General features: G+C 65.4%; 21 protein-coding genes. 17 read left to right on the top strand and 4 right to left on the bottom strand.

Annotation, left to right across the window (positions count from 1 at the left end; genetic code table 11):
- The first annotated feature begins 6 nt into the window (after nucleotides 1-6).
- From ACVIJ6_RS03555 to ACVIJ6_RS03510, 10 genes are all read left to right on the top strand, one after another.
- The gene (locus tag ACVIJ6_RS03555) at nucleotides 7-531 is read left to right on the top strand and encodes a DUF992 domain-containing protein (RefSeq protein WP_456771525.1); all 525 of its coding nucleotides are present in this window, start codon (nucleotides 7-9) and stop codon (nucleotides 529-531) included.
- A gap of 180 nt (nucleotides 532-711) precedes the next feature.
- Complete coding sequence (locus tag ACVIJ6_RS03550) at nucleotides 712-1,182, top strand: DUF992 domain-containing protein (RefSeq protein ID WP_456771524.1); 471 nt, start codon at nucleotides 712-714, stop codon at nucleotides 1,180-1,182.
- Nucleotides 1,183-1,358: 176 nt separating this feature from the next.
- Nucleotides 1,359-3,407, top strand: a complete 2,049-nt coding sequence (locus ACVIJ6_RS03545) for an elongation factor G (protein WP_456771523.1) — start codon at nucleotides 1,359-1,361, stop codon at nucleotides 3,405-3,407.
- 295 nt (nucleotides 3,408-3,702) lie between these two features.
- The gene (locus ACVIJ6_RS03540) at nucleotides 3,703-4,728 is read left to right on the top strand and encodes a sensor histidine kinase (RefSeq protein ID WP_456771522.1); all 1,026 of its coding nucleotides are present in this window, start codon (nucleotides 3,703-3,705) and stop codon (nucleotides 4,726-4,728) included.
- A 129-nt stretch (nucleotides 4,729-4,857) separates the two neighbouring features.
- Complete coding sequence (locus ACVIJ6_RS03535; RefSeq protein ID WP_456771521.1) at nucleotides 4,858-5,160, top strand: helix-turn-helix domain-containing protein; 303 nt, start codon at nucleotides 4,858-4,860, stop codon at nucleotides 5,158-5,160.
- 92 nt (nucleotides 5,161-5,252) lie between these two features.
- Entirely contained in the window at nucleotides 5,253-7,028 is a 1,776-nt protein-coding gene (locus tag ACVIJ6_RS03530; protein ID WP_456771520.1) for a SulP family inorganic anion transporter, read from the top strand.
- A gap of 125 nt (nucleotides 7,029-7,153) precedes the next feature.
- Nucleotides 7,154-7,996, top strand: a complete 843-nt coding sequence (locus ACVIJ6_RS03525) for a shikimate dehydrogenase (RefSeq protein WP_456771519.1) — start codon at nucleotides 7,154-7,156, stop codon at nucleotides 7,994-7,996.
- A gap of 109 nt (nucleotides 7,997-8,105) precedes the next feature.
- Entirely contained in the window at nucleotides 8,106-9,452 is a 1,347-nt protein-coding gene (locus tag ACVIJ6_RS03520; RefSeq protein ID WP_456771518.1) for a YARHG domain-containing protein, read from the top strand.
- Nucleotides 9,449-10,240, top strand: a complete 792-nt coding sequence (locus ACVIJ6_RS03515; RefSeq protein WP_456771517.1) for a M15 family metallopeptidase — start codon at nucleotides 9,449-9,451, stop codon at nucleotides 10,238-10,240. Before ACVIJ6_RS03520 ends, ACVIJ6_RS03515 begins: the two co-directional genes overlap by 4 nt.
- 242 nt (nucleotides 10,241-10,482) lie before the next feature.
- Nucleotides 10,483-11,043 (top strand): hypothetical protein, encoded by a 561-nt coding sequence (locus ACVIJ6_RS03510; protein ID WP_456776885.1) that lies wholly within the window; start codon nucleotides 10,483-10,485, stop codon nucleotides 11,041-11,043.
- A gap of 219 nt (nucleotides 11,044-11,262) precedes the next feature.
- On the opposite strand, the gene ACVIJ6_RS03505 is transcribed toward ACVIJ6_RS03510, so the two are convergent.
- On the bottom strand, nucleotides 11,263-12,399 hold the full coding sequence (locus tag ACVIJ6_RS03505; protein ID WP_456771516.1) for an alpha-hydroxy acid oxidase: 1,137 nt from the start codon (nucleotides 12,397-12,399) through the stop codon (nucleotides 11,263-11,265).
- A gap of 393 nt (nucleotides 12,400-12,792) precedes the next feature.
- Here ACVIJ6_RS03505 and glmM point away from each other — a divergent pair, with 393 nt between their 5' ends.
- The gene (glmM, locus tag ACVIJ6_RS03500; RefSeq protein WP_012042050.1) at nucleotides 12,793-14,142 is read left to right on the top strand and encodes a phosphoglucosamine mutase; all 1,350 of its coding nucleotides are present in this window, start codon (nucleotides 12,793-12,795) and stop codon (nucleotides 14,140-14,142) included.
- 328 nt (nucleotides 14,143-14,470) lie between these two features.
- On the opposite strand, the gene ACVIJ6_RS03495 is transcribed toward glmM, so the two are convergent.
- Nucleotides 14,471-14,671, bottom strand: coding sequence for a hypothetical protein (locus tag ACVIJ6_RS03495; RefSeq protein ID WP_456777177.1), 201 nt, complete (start codon nucleotides 14,669-14,671; stop codon nucleotides 14,471-14,473).
- Here ACVIJ6_RS03495 and ACVIJ6_RS03490 point away from each other — a divergent pair.
- The 4 genes from ACVIJ6_RS03490 (at nucleotide 14,598) to ACVIJ6_RS03475 (ending at nucleotide 17,674) form a co-directional block, all read left to right on the top strand.
- Nucleotides 14,598-15,443 carry an outer membrane protein gene (locus tag ACVIJ6_RS03490; RefSeq protein WP_456771515.1) on the top strand — a complete coding sequence of 282 codons (846 nt, stop codon included), beginning with the start codon at nucleotides 14,598-14,600 and terminating at the stop codon, nucleotides 15,441-15,443. The genes ACVIJ6_RS03495 and ACVIJ6_RS03490 overlap by 74 nt on opposite strands.
- 179 nt (nucleotides 15,444-15,622) lie before the next feature.
- Nucleotides 15,623-16,504 (top strand): outer membrane protein, encoded by an 882-nt coding sequence (locus tag ACVIJ6_RS03485; RefSeq protein WP_456771514.1) that lies wholly within the window; start codon nucleotides 15,623-15,625, stop codon nucleotides 16,502-16,504.
- 86 nt (nucleotides 16,505-16,590) lie between these two features.
- Nucleotides 16,591-17,181, top strand: coding sequence for a glutathione S-transferase family protein (locus tag ACVIJ6_RS03480; RefSeq protein ID WP_456771513.1), 591 nt, complete (start codon nucleotides 16,591-16,593; stop codon nucleotides 17,179-17,181).
- A gap of 37 nt (nucleotides 17,182-17,218) precedes the next feature.
- Nucleotides 17,219-17,674 carry an N-acetyltransferase family protein gene (locus tag ACVIJ6_RS03475; protein ID WP_456771512.1) on the top strand — a complete coding sequence of 152 codons (456 nt, stop codon included), beginning with the start codon at nucleotides 17,219-17,221 and terminating at the stop codon, nucleotides 17,672-17,674.
- 6 nt (nucleotides 17,675-17,680) lie between these two features.
- Here ACVIJ6_RS03475 and ACVIJ6_RS03470 read toward each other — a convergent pair whose 3' ends face one another.
- Nucleotides 17,681-18,532 carry an amidohydrolase family protein gene (locus ACVIJ6_RS03470; protein WP_456771511.1) on the bottom strand — a complete coding sequence of 284 codons (852 nt, stop codon included), beginning with the start codon at nucleotides 18,530-18,532 and terminating at the stop codon, nucleotides 17,681-17,683.
- Complete coding sequence (locus ACVIJ6_RS03465; RefSeq protein ID WP_456771510.1) at nucleotides 18,529-19,515, bottom strand: aldo/keto reductase; 987 nt, start codon at nucleotides 19,513-19,515, stop codon at nucleotides 18,529-18,531. Before ACVIJ6_RS03465 ends, ACVIJ6_RS03470 begins: the two co-directional genes overlap by 4 nt.
- A 116-nt stretch (nucleotides 19,516-19,631) precedes the next feature.
- Between ACVIJ6_RS03465 and ACVIJ6_RS03460 the strand changes: the two genes are divergently transcribed.
- Both ACVIJ6_RS03460 and ACVIJ6_RS03455 read left to right on the top strand, forming a co-directional pair.
- Nucleotides 19,632-19,922, top strand: coding sequence for a hypothetical protein (locus ACVIJ6_RS03460; protein ID WP_012042057.1), 291 nt, complete (start codon nucleotides 19,632-19,634; stop codon nucleotides 19,920-19,922).
- A gap of 142 nt (nucleotides 19,923-20,064) precedes the next feature.
- On the top strand, nucleotides 20,065-21,237 hold the full coding sequence (locus ACVIJ6_RS03455) for a phosphoserine transaminase (RefSeq protein WP_456771509.1): 1,173 nt from the start codon (nucleotides 20,065-20,067) through the stop codon (nucleotides 21,235-21,237).
- Nucleotides 21,238-21,490: the final 253 nt, after the last annotated feature.

Genomic DNA, 21,490 nt, shown 5'->3' with positions numbered 1-21,490 from the left:
AGTTGGATGCGGCTGCTCGTGCTGTCGATCGTGTTGCTTGGGTTGGTCGTCCCGCTCGCGCAGGTCCATGCAGCCCGGCCCATGCGAGCCGGCGTGCTCGAATGCGAGGGGCGCAGGACCTCGGGCAAGCTCGTGATGTCCCAGGCTCGACTGCGCTGCGTGTTTCGCAGCGAGGGCCGCCAGCCGGAGCGCTATGTCGCCAAGGTCCGCCGTTATGGTCTCGATCTCGGGCTGACCGACGAGACGAAGATGGCGTGGGCGGTCAACGCGCCCGTCAACGATTTCGGTCGCAGTGAGCTGCGCGGCCGCTATGGCGGGCTTACGGCCAACGCTGCCGCTCTGGTCGGCTTTGGCGGCAGCTTGTTGTTTCGTGATTCCGGCCGCGCAACCGCATTGCAGCCGATCAGTCTCCAGGGGCAAACCGGCATCAATCTGGCGGCGGGCATTACCGAGGTCGAGCTCATGCCGCTGCTGCCGATGCATCCGAGCCCGAGCCGTTCATCGTCCTACTTCTCGCGCTTCTATCGTTGAGCGTCGACCCGTCCGCAGCGAACCCGTCGCAACAGCGTTCGCGGTATCGGCGCGGCGCTTGAGCCTCAGTGTGGCAAATCTGGTGCGGCGGTACGGCTTGTGCCATAGATGTGATCGCCCGTGATCATCGGTTCGGTCGACGGGTCTGCATCACACCTTCATCTCAGCCGGAGTTTCTTCATGCGCTCGACCATCCTCGCCGGGCTCACTGCTGCGGTTCTCTGCGTGGCCGGCGCCGCCCAGGCGCAAGATCGCGTACGCGTCGGCGTGCTCGAATGCCGCGGTGGCGCCAGCATCGGCTTCATCGTCGGTTCGGTCACGCATCTCGGCTGCGTGCTGCGTGCCGATGGGCTGCCGGAGGATCGCTACGTCGCGACCATCCGCAAGGTGGGCGTCGATATCGGCATCACCCAGGAATCGCTGCTGGCCTGGGTGGTCTACGCGCCGGTGGCGCGGCTCGGGCCGGGGGATCTGTCGGGTGACTATGCAGGCGCGCAGGGATCGGCCTCCGTCGGCGTCGGGCTCGGCGGCAACGTGCTGATCGGCGGCTCGGCCAATTCGATCGCGCTGCAGCCGCTCAGCGTCCAGGGACAAGTGGGGCTGGCGGTGTCCGCCGGTCTGGAAAGTCTCGAATTGCGCCCGGGACGTTGATCCCACCTTTGCCGTGACCACCGCTCTTCCCGCTATCGTGCGGGAAGAACGGTGCGTTCTCCGCAGTGCAGCAACGTTTTTCGCGGTCGCCCTGCTTGCCAAAGCGGCAGACCAGGCAGAGCATTCGGCTTTGCCGACCCAATCAAGGGCCGAGCTCCACAACGAGGAGGCGGCGAATGGGACAAGACCTGAGAAGTCCCCGAGGTCCACGGTGCATTGCGCTGGTGGGCCCTTTCCAAAGCGGTAAAACCACCCTGTTAGAGGCGATCCTGGCGCGGACGGGCGCGATCCCGCGCGCCGGCAGTGTCGATGCCGGCACATCTGTCGGCGATGCCAGCGCGGAGGCGCGTCATCACAAGATGAGCGTCGCAATGACGGCGGCGACGACCACCTTCATGGGCGACAGCTACACATTCCTCGACTGCCCCGGCTCGATCGAGTTCGCCCACGACATGCGCGCGGCGCTGCCAGCGGTCGATGCCGCGATCGTGGTCTGCGAGGCGGATGAGAAGAAGCTGCCGCAATTGCAGATTATCCTGCGCGAGCTTGAAGAGCTGCGCATTCCGCGCTTCCTGTTTCTCAACAAGATCGACCGCGCCAATGCGCGCATCAGAGAGACGCTCGCAACCCTGCAGCCGGCGTCGCGCGTGCCGCTGGTGCTGCGCCAGATCCCGATCTGGAACGGCGAACTGATCGAGGGCTTCGTCGATCTCGCGCTGGAACGCGCCTTCATCTATCGCGAGCACAAGGCGTCCGAGGTGATTGCGCTCGAGGGCGGCAATCTCGACCGCGAGAAGGAGGCGCGGTTCTCGATGCTGGAGAAGCTCGCCGATCACGACGATGCGCTGATGGAACAACTGCTGGAAGACATCCCGCCGCCGCGCGATGCGGTGTTCGACGATCTCGCGCGCGAATTGCGCGATGGTCTGATCTGCCCGGTGCTGCTCGGCTCGGCCTTGCGCGAAAACGGGGTGCTCCGGCTGATGAAGGCGCTGCGCCACGAGGCGCCCGGGATCGCGGAGACTGCAAAGCGGCTCGGCGTGACCGAGACCAAGGAGGCGCTCGGCTACGTCCTCAAGACGCTGCATCTGCAGCACGGCGGCAAGCTGTCCCTGACGCGGGTGCTGTCCGGCCATCTCGACGACGGCGCCACGCTGCACGTCGCCTCGGGCGAGGCCGCGCGCGTCTCCGGCATCCTCGCCGCGACCGGTGCCTATGACAGCAAGCGCGCCGCTGCGGATGCCGGCGATACGGTCGCGCTCGGCAAGCTCGACGCGGTCAAGACCGGCGATACGATCGCGACCGGCAAGACGGCGCCGCAGGCATTGGTCAAGATCGATCCATGCGCGCCGGTGTTGGCGCTCTCGATCGCCGCCCTCGACCGCAAGGACGACGTCAAGCTCGGCCAGGCCCTGCAGCGGCTGCATGAGGAGGATCCGTCGCTGACCATGGTGCAGAACCCGCGCACCCATGACACGGTGTTGTGGGGGCAGGGCGAGATGCACCTGCGCGTCGGGCTGGAGCGGCTGCGCGACCGTTTCGGCGTCCAAGTCAAATCGCATCAGCCTGCGATCGGCTATCAGGAGACCATCCGCAAGCCGATCACCCAGCGCGGCCGGCACAAGAAGCAGTCTGGCGGCCATGGCCAGTTCGGCGACGTCGTGCTCGATATCAAGCCGCTGCCGCGCGGCGAAGGTTTCCAGTTCACCGAGAAGGTGGTCGGCGGCGCGGTGCCGCGCAACTACATCCCGGCGGTGGAAGAGGGCGTGGTCGACGCCTTGGCGCGGGGGCCGCTGGGCTTTCCCGTGATCGATGTTGCGGTCACGCTCACCGACGGCTCCTATCACAGCGTCGACTCGTCCGATCTTGCGTTCCGGACCGCTGCAAGGGTCGGCGTCAGCGAAGGACTGCCGCAGTGCCAGCCGGTGTTGTTGGAGCCGATCCACACCGTCGAGATCGTCTGTCCGACCGAGGCGACCGCCAGAATCAACGCGATTCTGTCGGCACGGCGCGGCCAGATCCTGTCGTTCGACACCCGCGACGGCTGGCCGGGCTGGGACTGCGTCCGCGCCATGATGCCGGAGGCGGAGATCGGCGAATTGATCGTCGAGCTGCGCTCCGCCACCGCCGGCGCCGGCAGCTTCACCCGACAGTTCGACCACATGGCCGAGGTGACGGGTCGCGCCGCCGACCACATCATCGCCTCGCACCGCGACGCGGCGTAGCGGCATCGCCGCAACCCAGCCTGAAGCTGGCCGAGCCTTTGCGGCTCGGCCACGGCTTGTGATGGGGCAGGGTTCCGATCGGCAAAGGGCCGGGTCGGAGCCGGCCGCAATGCGGCAAAATGTGCACTTCTGCACCTTCAGCGGCCGCGAGTTGGTGCTATGATGTGCGGAGCTGATATTCCGTCGCCATCCGCTTATGCGGGTCAGCTGCTGATCCCATGCGCGTGCGGCGGGTTCCCGGCCGGGAGGGCCTCTCCTTGTCCCGCGCGGTTGTCCGTCCCCGCTCAAGTGTCCTGTGACCAAAAAGCTCCCGCACGCTCCATTCTATCTGCGCGCCGCCGACGCCACTGAAAAGCTCCGCCGGCGTGCTCTGCTCGGTTACGCCATCGCCATCGGCGCGACGTTCATTGCCTTCGTGCTGCGGCTCGCTCTGGTCGATACGCTTCCCGACGGATTTCCCTATCTGACCTTCTTCCCGGCCGTCATTCTGACGGCGTTCTTCTGCGGCCTCGGGCCGGGCGTACTCTGCGCCGTGCTGTCCGGCCTGCTCGCGTGGTCCGTTTTCATTCCGGGCTCCGGCTATCAGACCGCGCTCGCACTCGGCTTCTACGCGATCATCGTCGCGGTCGACATCACGCTGATCCACATCATGCATGAGGCCGCCCAGCGTCTGCGGCAGGAGCGGGCGGTTTCCGATAGCCTTTACGACAACCAGCGTGTGCTGTTCCAGGAGCTGCAGCACCGGGTCGCCAACAACATCCAGTTCATCGCCGGGCTGCTGATGATGCAGAAGCGACAGGCCATCGCTGATCCCAGCCGCGCGATCGGAATCCTCGACGAGGCGCAGGCGCGGCTGCAGACCATCTCCCGGATCCACCGCATGCTGCACGATCCCGGCCGGATGGACGTGGACATCGGCCCCTATCTGCAGGAGATCTGCAATGATGTCCTGGACTCGAGCGGTGCGCGCGAGGTGACCTGCGTGGTCGATTTCGTGCCGGCGAAGCTCGATCTGACACGCCTGACGGCGTTGTCGCTGCTGGTTGTGGAGCTGGTCACCAATGCGTTGAAACACGCCTTCGGCCCGGGACAGGCGGGGACCATTCGGGTCAACATGCGGCCGCTCGATGCCGCGCATTATGCCTTGACGATTTCGGACGACGGTCAGGGCATGTCGGCGGATGCCGATCCCGGCGCGGGCGACAGCCTCGGCTGGCGGATCTGCCAGGGCTTGGCGGCCCAGCTCAACGGCAGGCTGACCTACAGCAGCGATGGCGGGACGACGGTCCGGCTCGAATTCCCCCGACTGGTTCCGGCCTGAGCCGACGTGACGCCGCGGCAGCCGCGCGCGGTCGCCGCCGCGGCGCTTGCTTTTGGATCGATGTGATGTATTTTACATCATTGTCTTTGTCTCATGCATCAATTATGGTGTGTGCTACGTGAGGCCATCGTGATCACGTCGTTCCAGATGCGAGCAGCCCGGGCGCTGCTCGGGATAGATCAGAAAACCTTGGCCGAGCTGGCCGGCGTGTCGCTGCCGACGATCCAGCGGATGGAAGCCTCCACAGGCAACGTCCGCGGCGTGGTGGACTCGCTGACCAAGGTCATCGATGCGCTCAATCGTGCGGGCGTGGATCTGATCGGCGAGCATGCCCGCAGCGAGGATGGCGGGCGCGGTGTTCGCCTGAAGGACCCGGGATCGCCCCGCCGCTTGGGCCGTCAAACTGACATTGCGCGCGATAGCGCGGGTTGAGGCCTGTCGCGCGGCACGGGGGTTGAACGCTCCGTGTGAGACGCATCGTCGGTGGTCGTCCGCCCCGATGGCGCGACGGGAGCGTGATGGGCATGAGCATCGCAAGCGAGCGCAATGCGCAGGGATCGGCGCGGGGATCGGTCGGACATCATCAGCCGACCTTCGCGGAGCTGTATTCACCGAAACTTCTGACGGTCCTGCGCGAAGGCTATGGCTTGGCCGATCTGCGCGCCGATGCGCTGGCCGGCTTGACGGTCGCGATCGTCGCTTTGCCGCTGTCGATGGCGATCGCGATCGCCTCGGGTGTTTCGCCCGGCCGTGGCCTCTACACGGCTGTCATCGGCGGCTTTCTGATCTCGCTGCTCGGCGGCAGCCGCTTCCAGATCGGCGGCCCGGCCGGCGCCTTCATCGTACTGGTCGCCGCGACCGTCGACCGCCAGGGCCTCGACGGCCTGCTGGTCGCCACCATGATGTCCGGGGTGATGCTGGTGATCGCCGGCTATTTGCGGCTCGGCACCTACATCAAGTTCATTCCCTATCCGGTCACGGTCGGCTTCACCGCGGGCATCGCGGTCATCATCTTCGCCAGCCAGCTGAAGGATCTGTTCGGCATCACGCTGACCGGCAAGGAGCCCGGCGAGCTGATCCCCAAGCTGGTCGCGCTCGCGCATGGCGCGCCGACCACGAACATTCCGGCGGTTGCGCTCGCCGTGATATCGATCGTCATCATCGTCTGGCTGAAGCAGCTGCGGCCGACCTGGCCCGGCATCCTCATCGCGGTCGTCATCGCCGCCATCATCACCTTTGCGCTGCAGCTGCCAGTGGAGACCATCGGCACGCGCTTCGGCGGCATTCCGCGCGAGCTGCCGGCGCCGGCGCTGCCGGCATTTTCGCTGGCCAAGATTCAGGCGGTGTTTCCCGATGCGATCGCCTTCACGCTGCTCGGGGCGATCGAGTCGCTGCTGTCGGCCGTCGTCGCCGACGGCATGACCGGCCGGCGCCATCGCTCCAATTGCGAGCTGGTGGCGCAGGGTTTCGCCAATATCGGATCGGCGCTGTTCGGCGGCATCTGCGTCACCGGCACCATCGCGCGCACCGCGACCAATGTCCGCGCCGGCGCGCGCGGGCCGGTGTCGGGCATGCTGCATTCGCTGTTCCTGCTCGTGTTCATGCTGATCGCCGCCCCCTTGGCGAGCTACATCCCGCTGTCGGCGCTCGCCGCCGTGCTGGTCGTGGTGGCCTGGAACATGGCCGAGAAGCACGAATTCCTGACCCTGATCCGCTCGTCCTGGGGCGATGCCACGGTGCTGCTCGCCACCTTCGGGCTGACGATCTTTCGCGACCTTACCGAAGGCATCCTGGTCGGCTTCGCGCTCGGCGCCGTGCTGTTCATCAACCGCATGGCGCAGATGACGGGGGTCGAGGACGGCACGCCGCTGGTCGCGCAGGACCGCGCCGATTTCGAGGATGGCGCGCGTGTGCGGTATGATTCCAAGCTCAGCGCAGACAAGGATGTGCTGGTCTATCGCATCACCGGCGCGTTCTTCTTCGGCGCGGCCTCGACGGTCGGCACCGTGCTCGACTCCATTGCCGACCGGCGCAAGGCCTTCGTGGTCGATTTCGCCGCGGTGCCATTCCTGGATTCGACCGCGGCCAATGCCATGAGCAGGGTCGCCGCCAAGGCCAAGCGCCAGGGCATCCGGCTGTTCATCACCGGGGCCTCGCCGACGGTGCGCCGGGCCTTGCTGACCCACGGCGTGCGGCCGCCGCTGGTGCGCTACCGCGAGACCATCGAGCGCGCCGTGGCCGATATCAAGGGCCGGGAGACGGCGGGCGAGGAGATCGCCGACGGGCTGGCGGCAAGCTGACCGACGCGGTCTCGGGCAATTGTCACCAGCGCGACTTGGCCAGCGCGACCTGGCCGGCGCGACTTGGCCGGCGGGCTCGGCCGGCGAGCATTGACTCCGGCCGGAGCTTGTCCGATGTCAGCGCCATGACCCTCGCTGCCAAACCTCGCGCCGCGTGCCTGATCGGGTGGCCTGCCGCGCATTCGCGCTCGCCGCTGATCCATCATCATTGGCTGCACAAGCTCGGCATCGCCGGCGGCTACACGATCGAGGCCGTGCCGCCGGAAGAGCTGGCTGACTTCGTGATGCATCTCCACAGCCGCGGCTTTGTCGGCGCCAATGTCACGATCCCGCACAAGGAGCGGGTGCTGGAGCTGACCGAGCCGGACTCCCGTGCCCGCGCGGTCGGCGCGGCCAACACGCTGTGGTACGAGCACGGGATCTTGCGTGCGACCAACACCGATGTCGAAGGCTTCGTCGGCAATCTCGATGCCGCGGCGCCTGGCTGGGACCGCACCGATGTGGCGCTGGTGCTCGGCTCCGGCGGCTCCGCCCGGGCCGTCGTGTTCGGCCTGCTCGAGCGCGGCATCGGCCGTGTTCACGTCATCAATCGCACCGCCGCGCGCGCGCAGGCGCTGGCCGATCAGTTCGGCCCCCGCGTCGTCGCCGGCGGCTGGGAGCAGGTCAGCGCGCTGCTGCCGCAGGCCGGGCTGCTCGTCAACACGACCTCGCTCGGGATGCATGGCCAGCCGCCGCTCGCGATCGAGATCGGCCTGTTGCCGGAGCAGGCCGTCGTGGTCGACATCGTCTATGTGCCGTTGGAGACGCAGTTGCTCGCGGCCGCCCGCGCGCGCGGACTGCGCACGGCGGACGGGCTCGGCATGCTGCTGCATCAGGCCGTGCGCGGCTTCGAATTGTGGTTCGGCGAGCGTCCCCAGGTGACGCCTGAACTGCGCGCGCTCGTCGAGGCCGATCTCCGCAACAGATAGCGGTCTCCCGGCTGTCGATAGCGGCCCGCGATGCAATATCGCCGCAATGCCACGGTCGATTTGGTCGATCCGGCGAGCTAGAACGACGTCCGGATTTTGAGGACGGATGATGCGGCGATTGGCGATCGGTATTTTGGTCTTGGTGTTGCTCGGCGTGGCGCCCTGCAGGGCCGCGAGCCGTATCGCTCTGGTGGTCGGCAATTCGGACTATCAAAGTGTCGGCAAGCTTGCCAATCCGGCCAATGATGCGCGCCTCGTCGCCGAGACCTTCCAACGCCTGGGCTTCACCCTGGTCGGCGGAGCCGCACAGCTCGATCTCGACAAGCCGCGTTTCGACCAGGTGATCCAGACCTTCAGCAAGCAACTGCTCGGTGCCGAGGTCGCCGTGTTCTACTACGCGGGCCACGGCATTCAGGTGCGCGGCACCAACTACCTTGTGCCGATCAGCGCCAATCCCGCGCGCGAAGCCGATGTCGATTTCATGATGGTCGATGTCGGCCTCGTCCTGCGCCAGATGGAAGCGGCCGGCACCAAGCTGAACATCGTCATCCTCGATGCTTGCCGTAACAATCCGTTCGGCGGACGCGGCCTGCGATCGAGCGATGGCGGCTTGGCGCAGATCCGCGCGCCCGAAGGCACGATTCTGTCCTATGCGACGCAGCCCGGCAATGTGGCGCTCGATGGCGATGATGGACACAGCCCGTACACGCGCGCGCTGGTCGATGCGGTGCAGCGGCCAGGGCTGGACGTGCTGCAGGCCTTCAACCAGGTCGGCCTCTCCGTGAAGAAGGCCACGGCCAGCGCGCAGCAGCCGTGGGTCGCTTCGTCCCCGATCGATGGCTCCTTCTACTTCGCAGGGCCCGCGGACGGGCAGCCGGCTGCTGCACCAGTCCCTGCAGCCGTCTCACCGCCATCAGCACAGGCGCCGGCCTTGCCAAGCGCGCCTCGATCGGCCGAGTTCGTATTCCCGGACTCAGACCAGCGCTTGCTGTCCGTCGCCGACCTGCAGGGACGCACGAAGGACGAGCTTCGCATTGCCCGCAATGAAATCTTCGCGCGGCGCGGACGCTATTTCTCCTCGCCCGAGCTGACGGCCTATTTCAGCAGGTTCCCCTGGTACGTGCCGCGCACCTGGGATCCGATCTTGAGCCCGGTCGAGGCCGCCAATGTCGATTTTCTCGATCGCGCCGAAAATGGCGGGACGAGCGGATTCATCTTTCCCGACTCCGACCGCCGCCTGTTGACCGCGGCCGAACTGGCGCGGCTGTCCAAGGCCGAGCTGCGGCTGGCCAAGAACGAAATCTTTGCCCGGCGCGGGCGCTTCTTCGATGCGCCGGACCTCAAGGCCTATTTCGGCCGCTTCGCCTGGTATATGCCGTCGACCTGGAATCCGACCCTGACCGGGGTCGAGGAGGCCAACGTCAAGCTGATTGATCAGATGAGCAGGCGGCCGTGACCCGTCCCGCTGCTCTCTGTCTCTTGGCGATCGGCGTCTGCCTGCAGTGGCTGTCCGCGTCGGCCGTGCGCTGCGAAACGATCGGCAGCATGCTGGACCGGCTCGTGCAGGCCTATCCGCAAGCGCTGGCCGGACATGACGACGAGGTCATCATCTGGCGCGACGGCACGCGCATGCCGGTCGGCAAGCTCGATCCGCAGCGCCCCTTCGCCGACAAGCTCCGCAACGCGACCATCCTCGATCAGCTCAGCCTGTCCTATCCACTCGGCGCGCCGGCCACGCCCGCCGTCAACGCCGATCCCGGGCGTTTCAGGAACGAGGCCTTCTTCAAGAAGATGTATGGCGACTGCAGCGCAGGCGGCGTGGCCGGGCATCTCGTCTCGATCAGCTGGCTGCCGAAGAGTTTTGGCAAGACGGTCAAGGTGACGCGCATCAATGGCATTGCCGAGCGGCTGAAGGAGATTTCCAGGGAGATCGACGATCTCGACCCCAGGATCAAGCGCGCCGCCTTTCCGATCGCGGGCGTTCTGTCCTGCCGTCCGGTGGCCGATACGGGCCGGATGAGCATGCACGGCTATGCGGCGGCGATCGATCTGAACCTGGATTATTCCGACTACTGGCTGTGGAACGCCAGGTCGTCCGCGTCCATTCCCTACAAGAATCGTTTCCCGCAGCAGATCGTCGAGATCTTCGAGCGGCACGGATTCATCTGGGGCGGCCGGTGGTATCACTACGACACGATGCATTTCGAGTACCGGCCGGAGCTGCTGCCGGGGCAGCCGCGCTGAGCGTCTGCCCGCGTTGAGGGGCGTCTGCGAAGGCTTGGTCGGTGGGGCAGTCATTCTCACAATGACTTGAGAATGGAATATGCGCCGCCGACAAGCGTCTCATTCCACGTATTCTCGAGCGGGATCGTGTGCGGCCCCGCATGAGAGGCCTAGCCAGACAGCCCCCTGGAGCGCCCTGCATGTCCTTCCGTTTCGCCCTGATCCGCCCCGCTGTTGCATTTGCCATGGTCGCAACCACCTCCATGCTCGCCATCGCGCAGCAGGCCCCGGTGCCGACGCGCGTCCGCGGCGCCATCGAAAGCGTGGACGCGGAAACGATGACGGTCAAAGCGCGCAGCGGCGAGATCTTCAAGCTGCGCATGGCGGGCGATCTGCGTGTGTCCGGCGTCGTCAAGGCCGACCTCGCCGACATCAAGCCCGGCTCGTTCATCGGCGCCACGACCGTGCCGGGGCCGGACGGCGCGCCGAAGGCGGTCGAGATTCACATCTTCCCGGAGGAGATGCGCGGCACCGGCGAAGGCTCGCGGTCGTGGGACCTGAAGCCGAATTCGAGCATGACCAACGCCACAGTGTCCGAAAGCTCGGTGTCGACCGACGGCCATACGCTGCTGGTCAAATACAAGGGCGGCGAGAAGCGCATCGACATCGCGCCCGAGACCCCGATCGTCACCTTCGTGCCCGGCGACAAGTCCGAGCTGAAGGCCGGTGCCAAGGTGATGGCCACGATCAAGCAACTGCCCGACGGCTCCTTCGAGACCAGTCGCGTCAGCGTCGGCCGCGACGGCCTGACGCCGCCGATGTGACCCGGCTCATCTGAGTCTACGCCGCATCCTGACGAATGATCCATGCGGACGAGCGACGCTGTCATGCTCCGTGAAGGCAGAGCATCCAGTATTCCGCGGCAGAAGATATCGAGCCGAACCGTCACGGCGTACTGGATCGTCCGCTTTCGCTTTCGCGGACGATGACAGCGGGGGTCTCAATGTCCCTGTCAACAGGACACAGACTTTGGAATCGGCCGTCTAGTTCGCCAGCACCTTGCGGTCGATCTCGGCCACCGTGTTGACGCCGCACAGGCCCATCGTGGTCAGCAACTCGTTGCGGATGATGTCGATCGCCTTGGCGACGCCGGCCTGGCCGCCGGCGCCGAGCCCGTGGGCATAGGCGCGGCCGATCATGCAGGACTTGGCGCCGAGCGCGAGCGCGCGCATCACGTCCTGGCCCGAGCGGATGCCGCCATCGAACATGATCTCGATCTTGTCGCCGACCGCGTCCGCAATGCCCGGCAGCACGTGGATCGACGACGGTGCGCCGTCGAGCTGGCGCCCGCCATGGTTCGACACGACCATCGCCTGTGCGCCGGTCGCGGCGGCGAGCTTGGCGTCCTCGATGTCATGAATGCCCTTGATGATCAGCTTGCCCGGCCAGATCGAGCGGATCCAGTCGACGTCCTTCCAGTTCAGCGAGGTGTCGAACTGCGAGGCGGTCCAGGCTGAGAGCTTGGTGAGATCCTCGGTGTTCTTCACGTGGCCGGCGATGTTGCCGAAGGTGCGGCGCTTGCCCTGCAGCACGCCCTGCACCCAGGCCGGCTTGGTGGCGAAGTCGAACAGCTTGGACAGCGACCATTCCGGCGGCACGCTCATGCCATTCTTGATGTCCTGGTGGCGCTGGCCGATCACCTGCAGGTCGACCGTCAGGCACAAGGCAGTGCACTTGGCGGCGATGGCGCGCTCGACCAGCGCCTTGATGAAGCCGCGGTCCTTCATGACGTAGAGCTGGAACCAGAACGGCTTCTCGACGCTGCCGGCGATGTCCTCGATCGAGCAGATCGACATCGTGCTCTGGGTGAAGGGAATGCCGGCGGCCTGCGCGGCGCGGCAGGCGTGGATTTCGCCGTCGCCATGTTGCATGCCGAGCAGGCCGACCGGAGCGAGGATCAGCGGCATCGACGAGGGCTCGCCGAGGATCGTCGTCGACAGATCGCGCTTGGAGACGTCGACCAGGATGCGCTGGCGGAACTTGATCTTCTGCAGATCGTCGCGGTTGGCGCGCAGCGTCTCCTCGGCATAGGAGCCGCGATCGGCATAGTCGAAGAAGGCTTTGGGAACGCGGCGCTTGTGTAGCAGACGCAGGTCTTCGATACAGGTAATGTGTTTCATCGCGGTCTTCGGCTCCCCACCGACGGTCTTGCTCAGCTTGCCAGTCCTCTAGCATCTTTGCGGCGGCTGCCAAATCCGGCGTGGGCGATCCACCGCAACTGCGCCCGACCAGAAAACCTCTGGATGTTGTATGGCAGATGAACACCCCCAGCGAGCTGCCGCAGTGCGGGCCGCCGCCGTCAAGGCGCCGTCCCATGCCGTCGCGGCATCAGGGAAAAATTAGTCTTAACAAGGTCTTATGGACGTGATGGCGGTTTCGTGGTAATGATTCATCACATTTTTTGAAGCCATCTTAGCTTTAAGGCGACTATAACCCGCGGACTAAACGGGCGGCCGGATGCGGTGATTCGGCGCGGTCGGCCCGGACTATCGAGAGCTGTTGCTGGGGGTCGTATGAGCCGTAACTATTTCGGGACCGATGGGATTCGTGGCCGCGCCAACGGCCTGATCACGCCGGAACTCGCGCTCAAGGTCGGACAGGCCGCGGGTCTTCTGTTCCAGCGCGGCGAGCACCGCCATCGGGTCGTGATCGGCAAGGACACGCGCCTGTCCGGCTACATGATCGAATATGCGATGGTCGCCGGCTTCACCTCGGTGGGCATGGACGTGCTGCTGGTTGGTCCGATGCCGACCCCGGCCGTGGCGATGCTGACCAAGTCGATGCGCGCCGATCTCGGCGTCATGATTTCGGCCTCGCACAATCTGTTCGAGGACAACGGCATCAAGCTGTTCGGCCCGCAGGGTTTCAAGTTGTCCGATGACGTCGAGAAGCAGATCGAGCAGCTGCTCGACGAGTCGCTCGACAAGAAGCTGGCGCAGAGCGCGAGCCTCGGCCGCGCCCGCCGCATCGATGGCGTGCATGACCGCTACATCGAATTCGCCAAGCGCACTTTGCCGCGCGACCTCTCGCTCGACGGCCTGCGCGTGGTCGTCGATTGCGCCAACGGCGCCGCCTACAAGGTGGTGCCCGAGGCGCTGTGGGAGCTCGGTGCCGACGTGATCTCGATCGGCGTGGAGCCGGACGGCTTCAACATCAACAAGGAATGCGGCTCGACCTCGCCGGAGGCTCTTTGTCGGAAGGTCCGTGAAATGCGCGCCGACATCGGCATCGCGCTCGACGGTGACGCCGATCGCGTCATCCTGGTCGACGAGCGCGGCCATATCGTCGACGGCGATCAGCTGCTCGCCGTCATCGCGCAGAGCTGGAAGGAAGACGGCCGCTTGGCTCGGCCCGGCATCGTCGCGACCGTGATGTCCAATCTCGGCCTGGAGCGCTTCCTGCAGGGGCAGGGGCTCGAGCTGGTGCGCACCCCGGTCGGCGACCGCTACGTGCTCGAGCGTATGCTGGCCGACGGCTACAATCTCGGCGGCGAGCAGTCCGGCCACATCATCCTGTCGGACTATGCGACGACGGGCGACGGCTTCGTCGCCGCGCTGCAGGTGCTTGCGACCGTGCAGCGGCTGCGCCGTCCGGTCTCCGAGGTCTGCCACAAGTTCGACCCGCTGCCGCAGATCCTGAAGAACGTGCGCTATCGCAGCGGCAAGCCGCTCGACGCCGACGCAGTGAAATCGGCCATCGACACCGGGCAGAAGCGCCTCAACGGCCATGGCCGCCTGCTGGTGCGCTCCTCCGGAACTGAGCCCGTGATCCGCGTGATGGGCGAGGGCGACGATCGTGATCTGGTCGAGGAGGTGGTCGACGATATCGTCACCGCCGTCGGCAACGCCGCAGCCGCAGCCTGATCAGCCGCAGCCAGATTGGTATCGAGGCCTGCCATCCCGATCGGGTGGCAGGCCTTTGTGTATTCTTTGTATTCGTCCATGGCCGAGCTCGTGATCGGCTCGTGGCTCGCCCAACCGGCAGGGCAAGCGCATGCGAGGAGCAGGCGTGTGGTCGGCTTCGTTCCATTGCGCCGTGGTCGCTTCGTCCATAGGGCGCGGCTCCGTCCACTTGGGGTTCCGATCGGTTCGCCGGCGACAACTAATTAGTTGACGCGCCGCAAGCCTGACGCGAAGCGTCGCTAACGATTTGTTAGGATGCGTTGACGGACGATGAATGGCTGCAGTTCGATCACGAAGCATCAACCTTAATTATTAGGGTTAAGCGCTGCTTAAGCATTTGATGCGATTGTACGAAGGTCAGTTTTGATGTGGGGCCGCGCTTTCCGATGGCCTCACCGGCCGAAGGGACGAAGCCAATGCGTAGCGTTAAGTCTTTGATCGCCGCAGGAGCGGCCTCTCTGTTTTCCACTTTGGCCTTTGCGGCCGACATGCCGATTGCTCCTCCTCCGGTCTACGCGCCGCCACCGGCGGCGGACTTTGGCGGCTGGTACCTGCGCGGCGACATCGGCTTCAGCAATCAGAAGGTCAAGGACGTTCATTACACGCGCGAGTCGGCCTATACGCCGATGACGTCGTTCAATCAGACCTCCGCGTTTGACGCCGCCGGCATCTATGGCGTCGGCGTCGGCTATCGCTTCAACAACTGGTTCCGTGCCGACATCACCGGCCAGTATCGCGGCAATTCGAACTTCAAGGGCACCGATCGCTTTAACGCCACTGCGAACGGCGTGCCCTACAGCGGCATCGACAATTACAGCGCCAGCAAGTCCGAATGGCTTGTGCTCGCCAATGCCTATGTCGATCTCGGGACCTGGTGGTGCATCACGCCGTTCGTCGGCGCGGGCGTCGGCGGTGCGCGGGTCACGATCGCGAACTTCACGGACACGGGCATCAACAGCTTCACGAACGCGCCCAGCTTCGCCAGCGCGCCGACCTCCTCGAAGTGGAATCTCGCCTGGGCCGCACATGCGGGCCTTGCCTACAATGTCAACCCGAACCTGGTGCTCGAACTGGCGTACAGCTATGTCGATATGGGCGAGGGACGAACCGGCGTGCTGACGACCTATGACGGACAGACCACCGGCAACATCTTCAAGTTCAAGGACATCACGTCGCACGATCTGAAGCTCGGCCTGCGCTGGAATTTCGACAATCCGCCGCCGCCGCCTCCGCCGATGATGCCCCTGATCCGCAAGGGCTGAGAGACACGCTACTTAATGAGTTGGTTTGACGGCGCGGGCCTCCCGCGCCGTTTTGCTTTTTCCGAGACGCGGGGCAGGTTTGGTAAAAGAATTGTCAGTCTGCGCACCGCGGCAACCAATGATTAAGGTTAACGCGCGATGATCGCTCCAGAGTTAAGTGGCTGATTTGGAGCGTTGCGATGCGTAGCCTGGTGATGGCGGTCTCGGTGTTTGGCATGGTCTCGGCTGCGCAGGCGGCCGACATGCCGGATCTCCCGGTCCTGCGCGGTGGCTTGACCGAAGGGCTCAACGGCGCACGCGCCAATTGGGACGGGTACTATGTCGGTGGCCAATTCGGCTACGGAACGTCGGACATGGATTTCAGCCGCAGCGCGGCGTCGCTGACAAATTTCATTTTCCGCAACAGTGTTCTGCAGACGCCAACGTCGACATGGTCGGTCCTCAACAAGAACCATGTCCAGGGATCAAGCTTTGGCGTCTATGTCGGCCGCAATTTCCAGTGGGAAGACACGGTCTGGGGCATTGAGGTCAACTACAACTACATGAACCGGATGGTGAGCTCCGCCGGAAGCTCGATGGCGCTCAATATCGTCAATCCGTCGGGCGAGACGGTGGCGGCCAACGAGACGCGGACCTACAGTACTTCGGTCCAGGCCGCGGCTGCGCTGCAGATCAAGGACGTGGTGACACTGCGCGGCAGGGTCGGCTGGGCTGCTGACAACTTCCTGCCGTACGTCTTTGGCGGCTTGGCTGTTGGCCGGATGGAGACGTCGAGAGTGGCGACCACGAACGTGTATCTGACGGACACGTTTGTTAATCAGACGACCGGGGCGATCATTTCGCAGACCGGGCCGTCGTATCTGCCAAGCGTTTCCAGGACCTATGGCGAGAGCCGCACCAACAGTTTTGTCGGCGGCTGGACCGGCGGTCTCGGATTTGAATACATGATGTGGGGCGGGCTCTTTGCGCGCGGCGAGTGGGAATACGTCAAGTTCATGACGGTGAAGGATACGGCCGTGACGCTCAACTCGTTCCGCGCCGGCGTCGGCTACAAATTCTAGGGGGCTGCTTCGCCCTGCGGATCGCCGGGCGATTGACAGTGCCGGCTGCGCCTGATGCTCTCCATCCGACGGCAACGGAGGATGGAATGCGGATCCTGGGCGATCTCAAATCGGGCAATTGTCTGAAGGTCAAATGGGTGTGCGATCATCTGGCGCTGCCCTATGACTGGGTCGACGTCGATATCATGACGGGCGGGAGCCGCACCCCGGACTTCCTGGCGCTGAACCCGTGGGGCCAGGTCCCCACAATCGTGCTGGATGACGGCCGTCCACTGGCGCAGTCGAACGCGATCATCCGCTTTCTCGCCCGCGGCAGTCGGCTCATTCCGTCGGACGCCTATGCGCAGGGACGGATGGACGAGTGGCTGTTCTGGGAGCAGTACAGCCACGAGCCTTACGTTGCGACCTGCCGCTTCCACATGGTCTATCTCGGCAAGCCGGCCTCCGAGCTCGATCCGGAGAAGGTCAAGCGCGGTTATGCGGCGCTCGATCACCTGCAGCGGCAGCTCGTGCGTTCGCGCTTTCTCGTCGGTGAAACCCTGACCTTGGCCGATATCGCGCTGCTGGCCTATACGCGGGTGGCGCATGAGGGCGGTTTCGATTTGTCGGGCCATGATGCGGTCAGGCGCTGGATCGGCGACGCCGAGCAGGCGCTCGGTCTGAGGCCGGCCGGCTGAGCGATATGGAGATGACAGGGGGGAGATGACAGGGCGCATGGCGATCACCATTCGAGCTGCGCGGCGCGACGACGTCAGCGCCATCGTTGCCATGCTCGCCGACGATCACCTCGGCCGGGCACGGGAGCGCGTCGAGGATCCGTTGCCCGCGTCATATCATGCGGCGTTCGAGGCGATCTCGGGCGATGCCAATATCAGTCTGATGGTGGCCGAGGACGCGGGCAGGGTGGTCGGCTGCCTGCAGCTCTGCATCCTTCCTGGCCTGAGTTCGCAGGGCGCATCGCGCGCGCTGGTCGAGGATGTCCGCGTCGCGGCGGACCGGCGCAGCCGCGGCATTGGCGAACTGCTTCTGCAATGGGCGATCGACGAGGCGCGCAGCCGGGGCTGCAACTTGGTCGAGCTGATGACGCATCAGAGCCGCACAGATGCTCAGCGCTTCTACGAGCGGCTTGGCTTCGCCAAGAGCCATTTCGGCATGGTGATGCGGTTCTGAGATCGATCAGGCCAGCAGCCGGTAGGCAGCGATCGTGTTGGGGCCGAACGCCTTGTCGCGGATATCGGAGCCGAGCTGCGTCAGGCAGTGCTCCAGCGCCTGCTTGATGGCGCCATAGTGGCCGGCGAGCAGACAGACCGGCCAGTCCGAGCCGAAGATCAGTTTGTCGGGGCCGAAGCAGCGCGCCACATGCGCCACATAGGGCGAAAGCCGCTCGGCGTTCCAATCGCGCCAGATCGCCTCCGTCGCCAGCCCGGAGATCTTGCACCAGACGTTGCCGCAGGCCGCGAGCTCCGCGATGCGATCGGCCCAATTCTGATCGAACCCGTTCGCAATCGGCGGTTTGGCGGCGTGGTCCAGCACAAAGCGCGCCTGCGGAAAGGCGCGCGCCGTCGCGATCGCGGCCGGCAGCTCGCGCGTGCGTACCAGGAGATCGTAGGTCAGGTCGTGAGCGAAGACCCGCTCGAGGCCGCGCCTGACATCGCCGCGATAGATCCATGCCGGATCGGCTTCGTCATGAACCTGATGGCGGATGCCGACCAGCCTGTCGCCGCCGGGCAGGCGGCGCAGCCGGTCGATCGTGGCGTCGAGCTGCTGATCGGTCAGGTCGACCCAGCCGACGACACCGGCAACGAACGGCGTCTCCTGCGCGATGCGCAGGAACTCCTCGGTCTCGTCGAGCGATGACCTGGTCTGCACCAGGATGGAGGCGTCGAGACCGTTTTCAGCGAGCAGCGGGGCGAGATCCGCGGGGCCGAATGGGCGACGGATCGGCGCCAGCGCGTCGCCCGCCATCCACGGATAGTCGGCGCGGCCGGGATCCCAGAAATGCTGATGCGCGTCGATGGTGCGGCTCATCGTGCCTCTCCCGGTAGCGGTGCATGCGCATCGATCAGCTGGCTGGCACGCAGCGCGTGCCAGAACGCCGCAGGGATCGGGGCATGGGCCATCGCGATATTGTCGGCCGCCTCCTGCGCCGTGCGAGCCCCCTGCAGGCCGATGGTGACCGCAGGATGGGCGAGGCAGAACTGGATCGCAGCCGCCTTCAGCGCGATGCCATGCTGTTTGCACAAGGCATCGAGCGCGCGCGCGCGGGCCACCAGGCTGGCATCGGCATCCTCATAGTTGAACTTCGCCTGGCCATGAGGGTTCGCCAGGATGCCGCTGTTGTAGATGCCGCCGAGCAGGATGGCGATGTTCTTCCTCACGCAGATCGGAAACAGCGTCATCAGCGCGCCCTGATCGAGCAGCGTGTAGCGGCCGGCGAGCAGGAAGCAGTCCACCGGCGCGGCGTCCGCGAAGCGCGCCAGCATCTCGGATTGGTTCATGCCGGCGCCGATTGCCTTGATGCTGCCGTCGTCGCGCAGGCGCTGCAGCGCCCGGAACGCGCCGGCAACCGCCTCGTCGTAATGATCGTCAGGATCATGCACGAGCAGAATATCGATCCGGTCGAGGCCGAGCCGGACCAGGCTCTCTTCCACGGAACGCATCACGCCATCATAGGAGTAATCGAACCGTGGTCTCAGCGGCGGGGTGCCCTTGTAGTGCGGATCCTCGCGCGGTGCGCCCACATCGGGTCGCAGCAGCCGTCCCACCTTGGTCGAGAGCACATAGCTGTCGCGCGGCTGCTTGCGGAGGAACGCACCGAGCCGCTGCTCGGCGAGGCCGAAACCATAGAGCGGGGCGGTGTCGAAGAAACGGACTCCATGCGACCAGGCGGTTGCGATGGTGGCTTCGGCATCGCTGTCGCTGACCGGCTCGAACAGGCCGCCGAGCGGCGCCGTGCCGAGGCCGAGGCGGGTGACGTCGAGCGAGCTCCTGCCGAGACGGACGCGTTCCATATCTGTATCCTTCTTGTTGTGTGGGCGCGTGCAGCTTCGCGTCATTCTGCATGGATCGCCCGAGGAGACAACGTCGTCGCATTGTGCGGCACGGCAGCGGGGAGGATGAAGCAGAGATGTCGGCGATCAATCCAATCACGGCGCTCGGCGTCGTGCTGGCGACTGCGGCCACCGACGCAGTCTATGTCATGTTCACCTCGGCGGTCGTTGCGCGGCGGCGCCTCTCGGCCGCGACATGGAGCTCGATCTGGTACATGCTCTCGTCATTCGCTGTGATCAGCTACACCGAGAACTGGATCTATGTCGGCTTTGCGGCCATCGGCTCGTGGATCGGCGCCTACGCCTCGATGACCTTCCTGCACCGGCCACCCAGCGGGCAGGCGCCCGTCGGCGCGGCGCCGGAGTGAGGTTGTCTGCATGCCAGCCACGTCTGCGTGAACGCACGACCAAGAACTCGCGAAGTTCCTTGACGCGGAACGGCCGTTCCCTTAATCACGCCAGCGGGACACCTCCCCCCAACGGGAGGCTTACTATCTGGAAGGATAGACGATGACTGCAGCGAAGCCTTCGCAGCGGCCTGCCGTGCCGCACTTCTCCTCCGGCCCCTGCGCCAAGCGCCCCGGATGGACCGCCGAAAATCTCAAGGACGCCCCGCTCGGCCGTTCGCATCGCGCGAAGATCGGCAAAGCCAAGCTCAAGCAGGCCATCGAGCTGACTCGTGAGGTCCTCGAAGTGCCGGCCGACTACAAGATCGGCATCGTGCCGGCGTCCGACACCGGCGCGGTCGAGATGGCGCTGTGGTCGCTGCTCGGCGCGCGGCCCGTCACGACCATCGCCTGGGAATCGTTCGGCGAGGGCTGGGTCAGCGACATCGTCAAGGAGCTGAAGCTCAAGGACGTCACCAAGCTGCATGCCGGCTATGGTGAGATTCCGGATCTGTCGAAGGTCGATCCGGCCACCGACATCGTCTTCACCTGGAACGGCACGACCTCCGGCGTGCGCGTGCCGAATGCCGACTGGATCAGCGCGAGCCGTGAAGGCCTGACGATCTGCGACGCCACCTCGGCCGCCTTCGCGCAAGCCCTGGATTGGCCGAAGCTCGACGTCGTCACCTTCTCCTGGCAGAAGGCGCTCGGCGGCGAGGCCGCGCATGGCATGCTCATCCTCTCGCCGCGCGCAGTCGAGCGGCTCGAGACCTACAAGCCGGCCTGGCCGCTGCCGAAGATCTTCCGCCTCACCAAAGGCGGCAAGCTCAATGCCGGCATCTTCGAGGGCGAGACCATCAACACGCCGTCGATGCTGTGCGTCGAGGACTATCTGGATGCGCTCAACTGGGGCAAGTCGATCGGCGGCCTCAAGGCGCTGATCGCGCGCGCCGACGCCAACACCAAGGTGCTGGCGGACTGGAAGGCGCGCACGCCCTGGATCGATTTCCTCGCCCAGGATCCGGCGATCCGCTCCAACACCTCGGTGTGCTTGAAGGTGGTCGATCCCGCCATCACGGCGCTGTCGGCCGATGCCCAGGCCGAGTTTGCCAAGAAGCTGGTGTCGCTGGTCGAGAAGGAGAACGCCGGCTTCGATTTCGCGCATTACCGCGATGCGCCGGCCGGCCTGCGCATCTGGTGCGGCGCGACCGTGGAAGCCAGCGACGTCGCGCTGCTGACGCAGTGGATCGACTGGGCGTTCGCGGAAGCTAAGGCCGCGCTGCCGAAGGCCGCCTGAGGTTCGCGCGACGCCGCCATTGCGAGCGCGACGAAGCAATCCAGGGGCCACGAAGAAAGCCTGGATTGCTTCGTCGCAAGTGCTCCTCGCAATGACGAAATAAGTTGCGAGAGTTGAGCTAAGCGCAACGCGCTGTGCCCAACCCATATGCTTCCGACGCGAGAGAGCGGTGGGCACGCTTTGTTTTGCCCACCCCACGAGCTTTCCCCTCATCCCGGCGCGCTGCGCCGCCCTCCTCGATGGAAGGCGTGAA

It is taken from the genome of Bradyrhizobium sp. USDA 4369, assembly GCF_054056435.1.
The sequence above is the reverse complement of the archived record's forward strand: the minus strand, read 5'-3'. Positions and strand labels throughout refer to the sequence as shown.

Excerpts from the sequence above, each read along its gene's own strand:
- ACVIJ6_RS03555 (WP_456771525.1), top strand. The coding sequence starts at position 7 with ATGCGGCTGCTCGTGCTGTCGATCGTGTTGCTTGGGTTGGTCGTCCCG.
- ACVIJ6_RS03550 (WP_456771524.1), top strand. The coding sequence starts at position 712 with ATGCGCTCGACCATCCTCGCCGGGCTCACTGCTGCGGTTCTCTGCGTG.
- ACVIJ6_RS03545 (WP_456771523.1), top strand. The coding sequence starts at position 1,359 with ATGGGACAAGACCTGAGAAGTCCCCGAGGTCCACGGTGCATTGCGCTG.
- ACVIJ6_RS03530 (WP_456771520.1), top strand. The coding sequence starts at position 5,253 with ATGAGCATCGCAAGCGAGCGCAATGCGCAGGGATCGGCGCGGGGATCG.
- ACVIJ6_RS03525 (WP_456771519.1), top strand. The coding sequence starts at position 7,154 with ATGACCCTCGCTGCCAAACCTCGCGCCGCGTGCCTGATCGGGTGGCCT.
- ACVIJ6_RS03520 (WP_456771518.1), top strand. The coding sequence starts at position 8,106 with ATGCGGCGATTGGCGATCGGTATTTTGGTCTTGGTGTTGCTCGGCGTG.
- ACVIJ6_RS03510 (WP_456776885.1), top strand. The coding sequence starts at position 10,483 with ATGCTCGCCATCGCGCAGCAGGCCCCGGTGCCGACGCGCGTCCGCGGC.
- ACVIJ6_RS03505 (WP_456771516.1), bottom strand. The coding sequence starts at position 12,399 with ATGAAACACATTACCTGTATCGAAGACCTGCGTCTGCTACACAAGCGC.
- glmM (WP_012042050.1), top strand. The coding sequence starts at position 12,793 with ATGAGCCGTAACTATTTCGGGACCGATGGGATTCGTGGCCGCGCCAAC.
- ACVIJ6_RS03490 (WP_456771515.1), top strand. The coding sequence starts at position 14,598 with ATGCGTAGCGTTAAGTCTTTGATCGCCGCAGGAGCGGCCTCTCTGTTT.
- ACVIJ6_RS03495 (WP_456777177.1), bottom strand. The coding sequence starts at position 14,671 with ATGTCGGCCGCAAAGGCCAAAGTGGAAAACAGAGAGGCCGCTCCTGCG.
- ACVIJ6_RS03485 (WP_456771514.1), top strand. The coding sequence starts at position 15,623 with ATGCGTAGCCTGGTGATGGCGGTCTCGGTGTTTGGCATGGTCTCGGCT.
- ACVIJ6_RS03480 (WP_456771513.1), top strand. The coding sequence starts at position 16,591 with ATGCGGATCCTGGGCGATCTCAAATCGGGCAATTGTCTGAAGGTCAAA.
- ACVIJ6_RS03475 (WP_456771512.1), top strand. The coding sequence starts at position 17,219 with ATGGCGATCACCATTCGAGCTGCGCGGCGCGACGACGTCAGCGCCATC.
- ACVIJ6_RS03470 (WP_456771511.1), bottom strand. The coding sequence starts at position 18,532 with ATGAGCCGCACCATCGACGCGCATCAGCATTTCTGGGATCCCGGCCGC.
- ACVIJ6_RS03465 (WP_456771510.1), bottom strand. The coding sequence starts at position 19,515 with ATGGAACGCGTCCGTCTCGGCAGGAGCTCGCTCGACGTCACCCGCCTC.
- ACVIJ6_RS03460 (WP_012042057.1), top strand. The coding sequence starts at position 19,632 with ATGTCGGCGATCAATCCAATCACGGCGCTCGGCGTCGTGCTGGCGACT.
- ACVIJ6_RS03455 (WP_456771509.1), top strand. The coding sequence starts at position 20,065 with ATGACTGCAGCGAAGCCTTCGCAGCGGCCTGCCGTGCCGCACTTCTCC.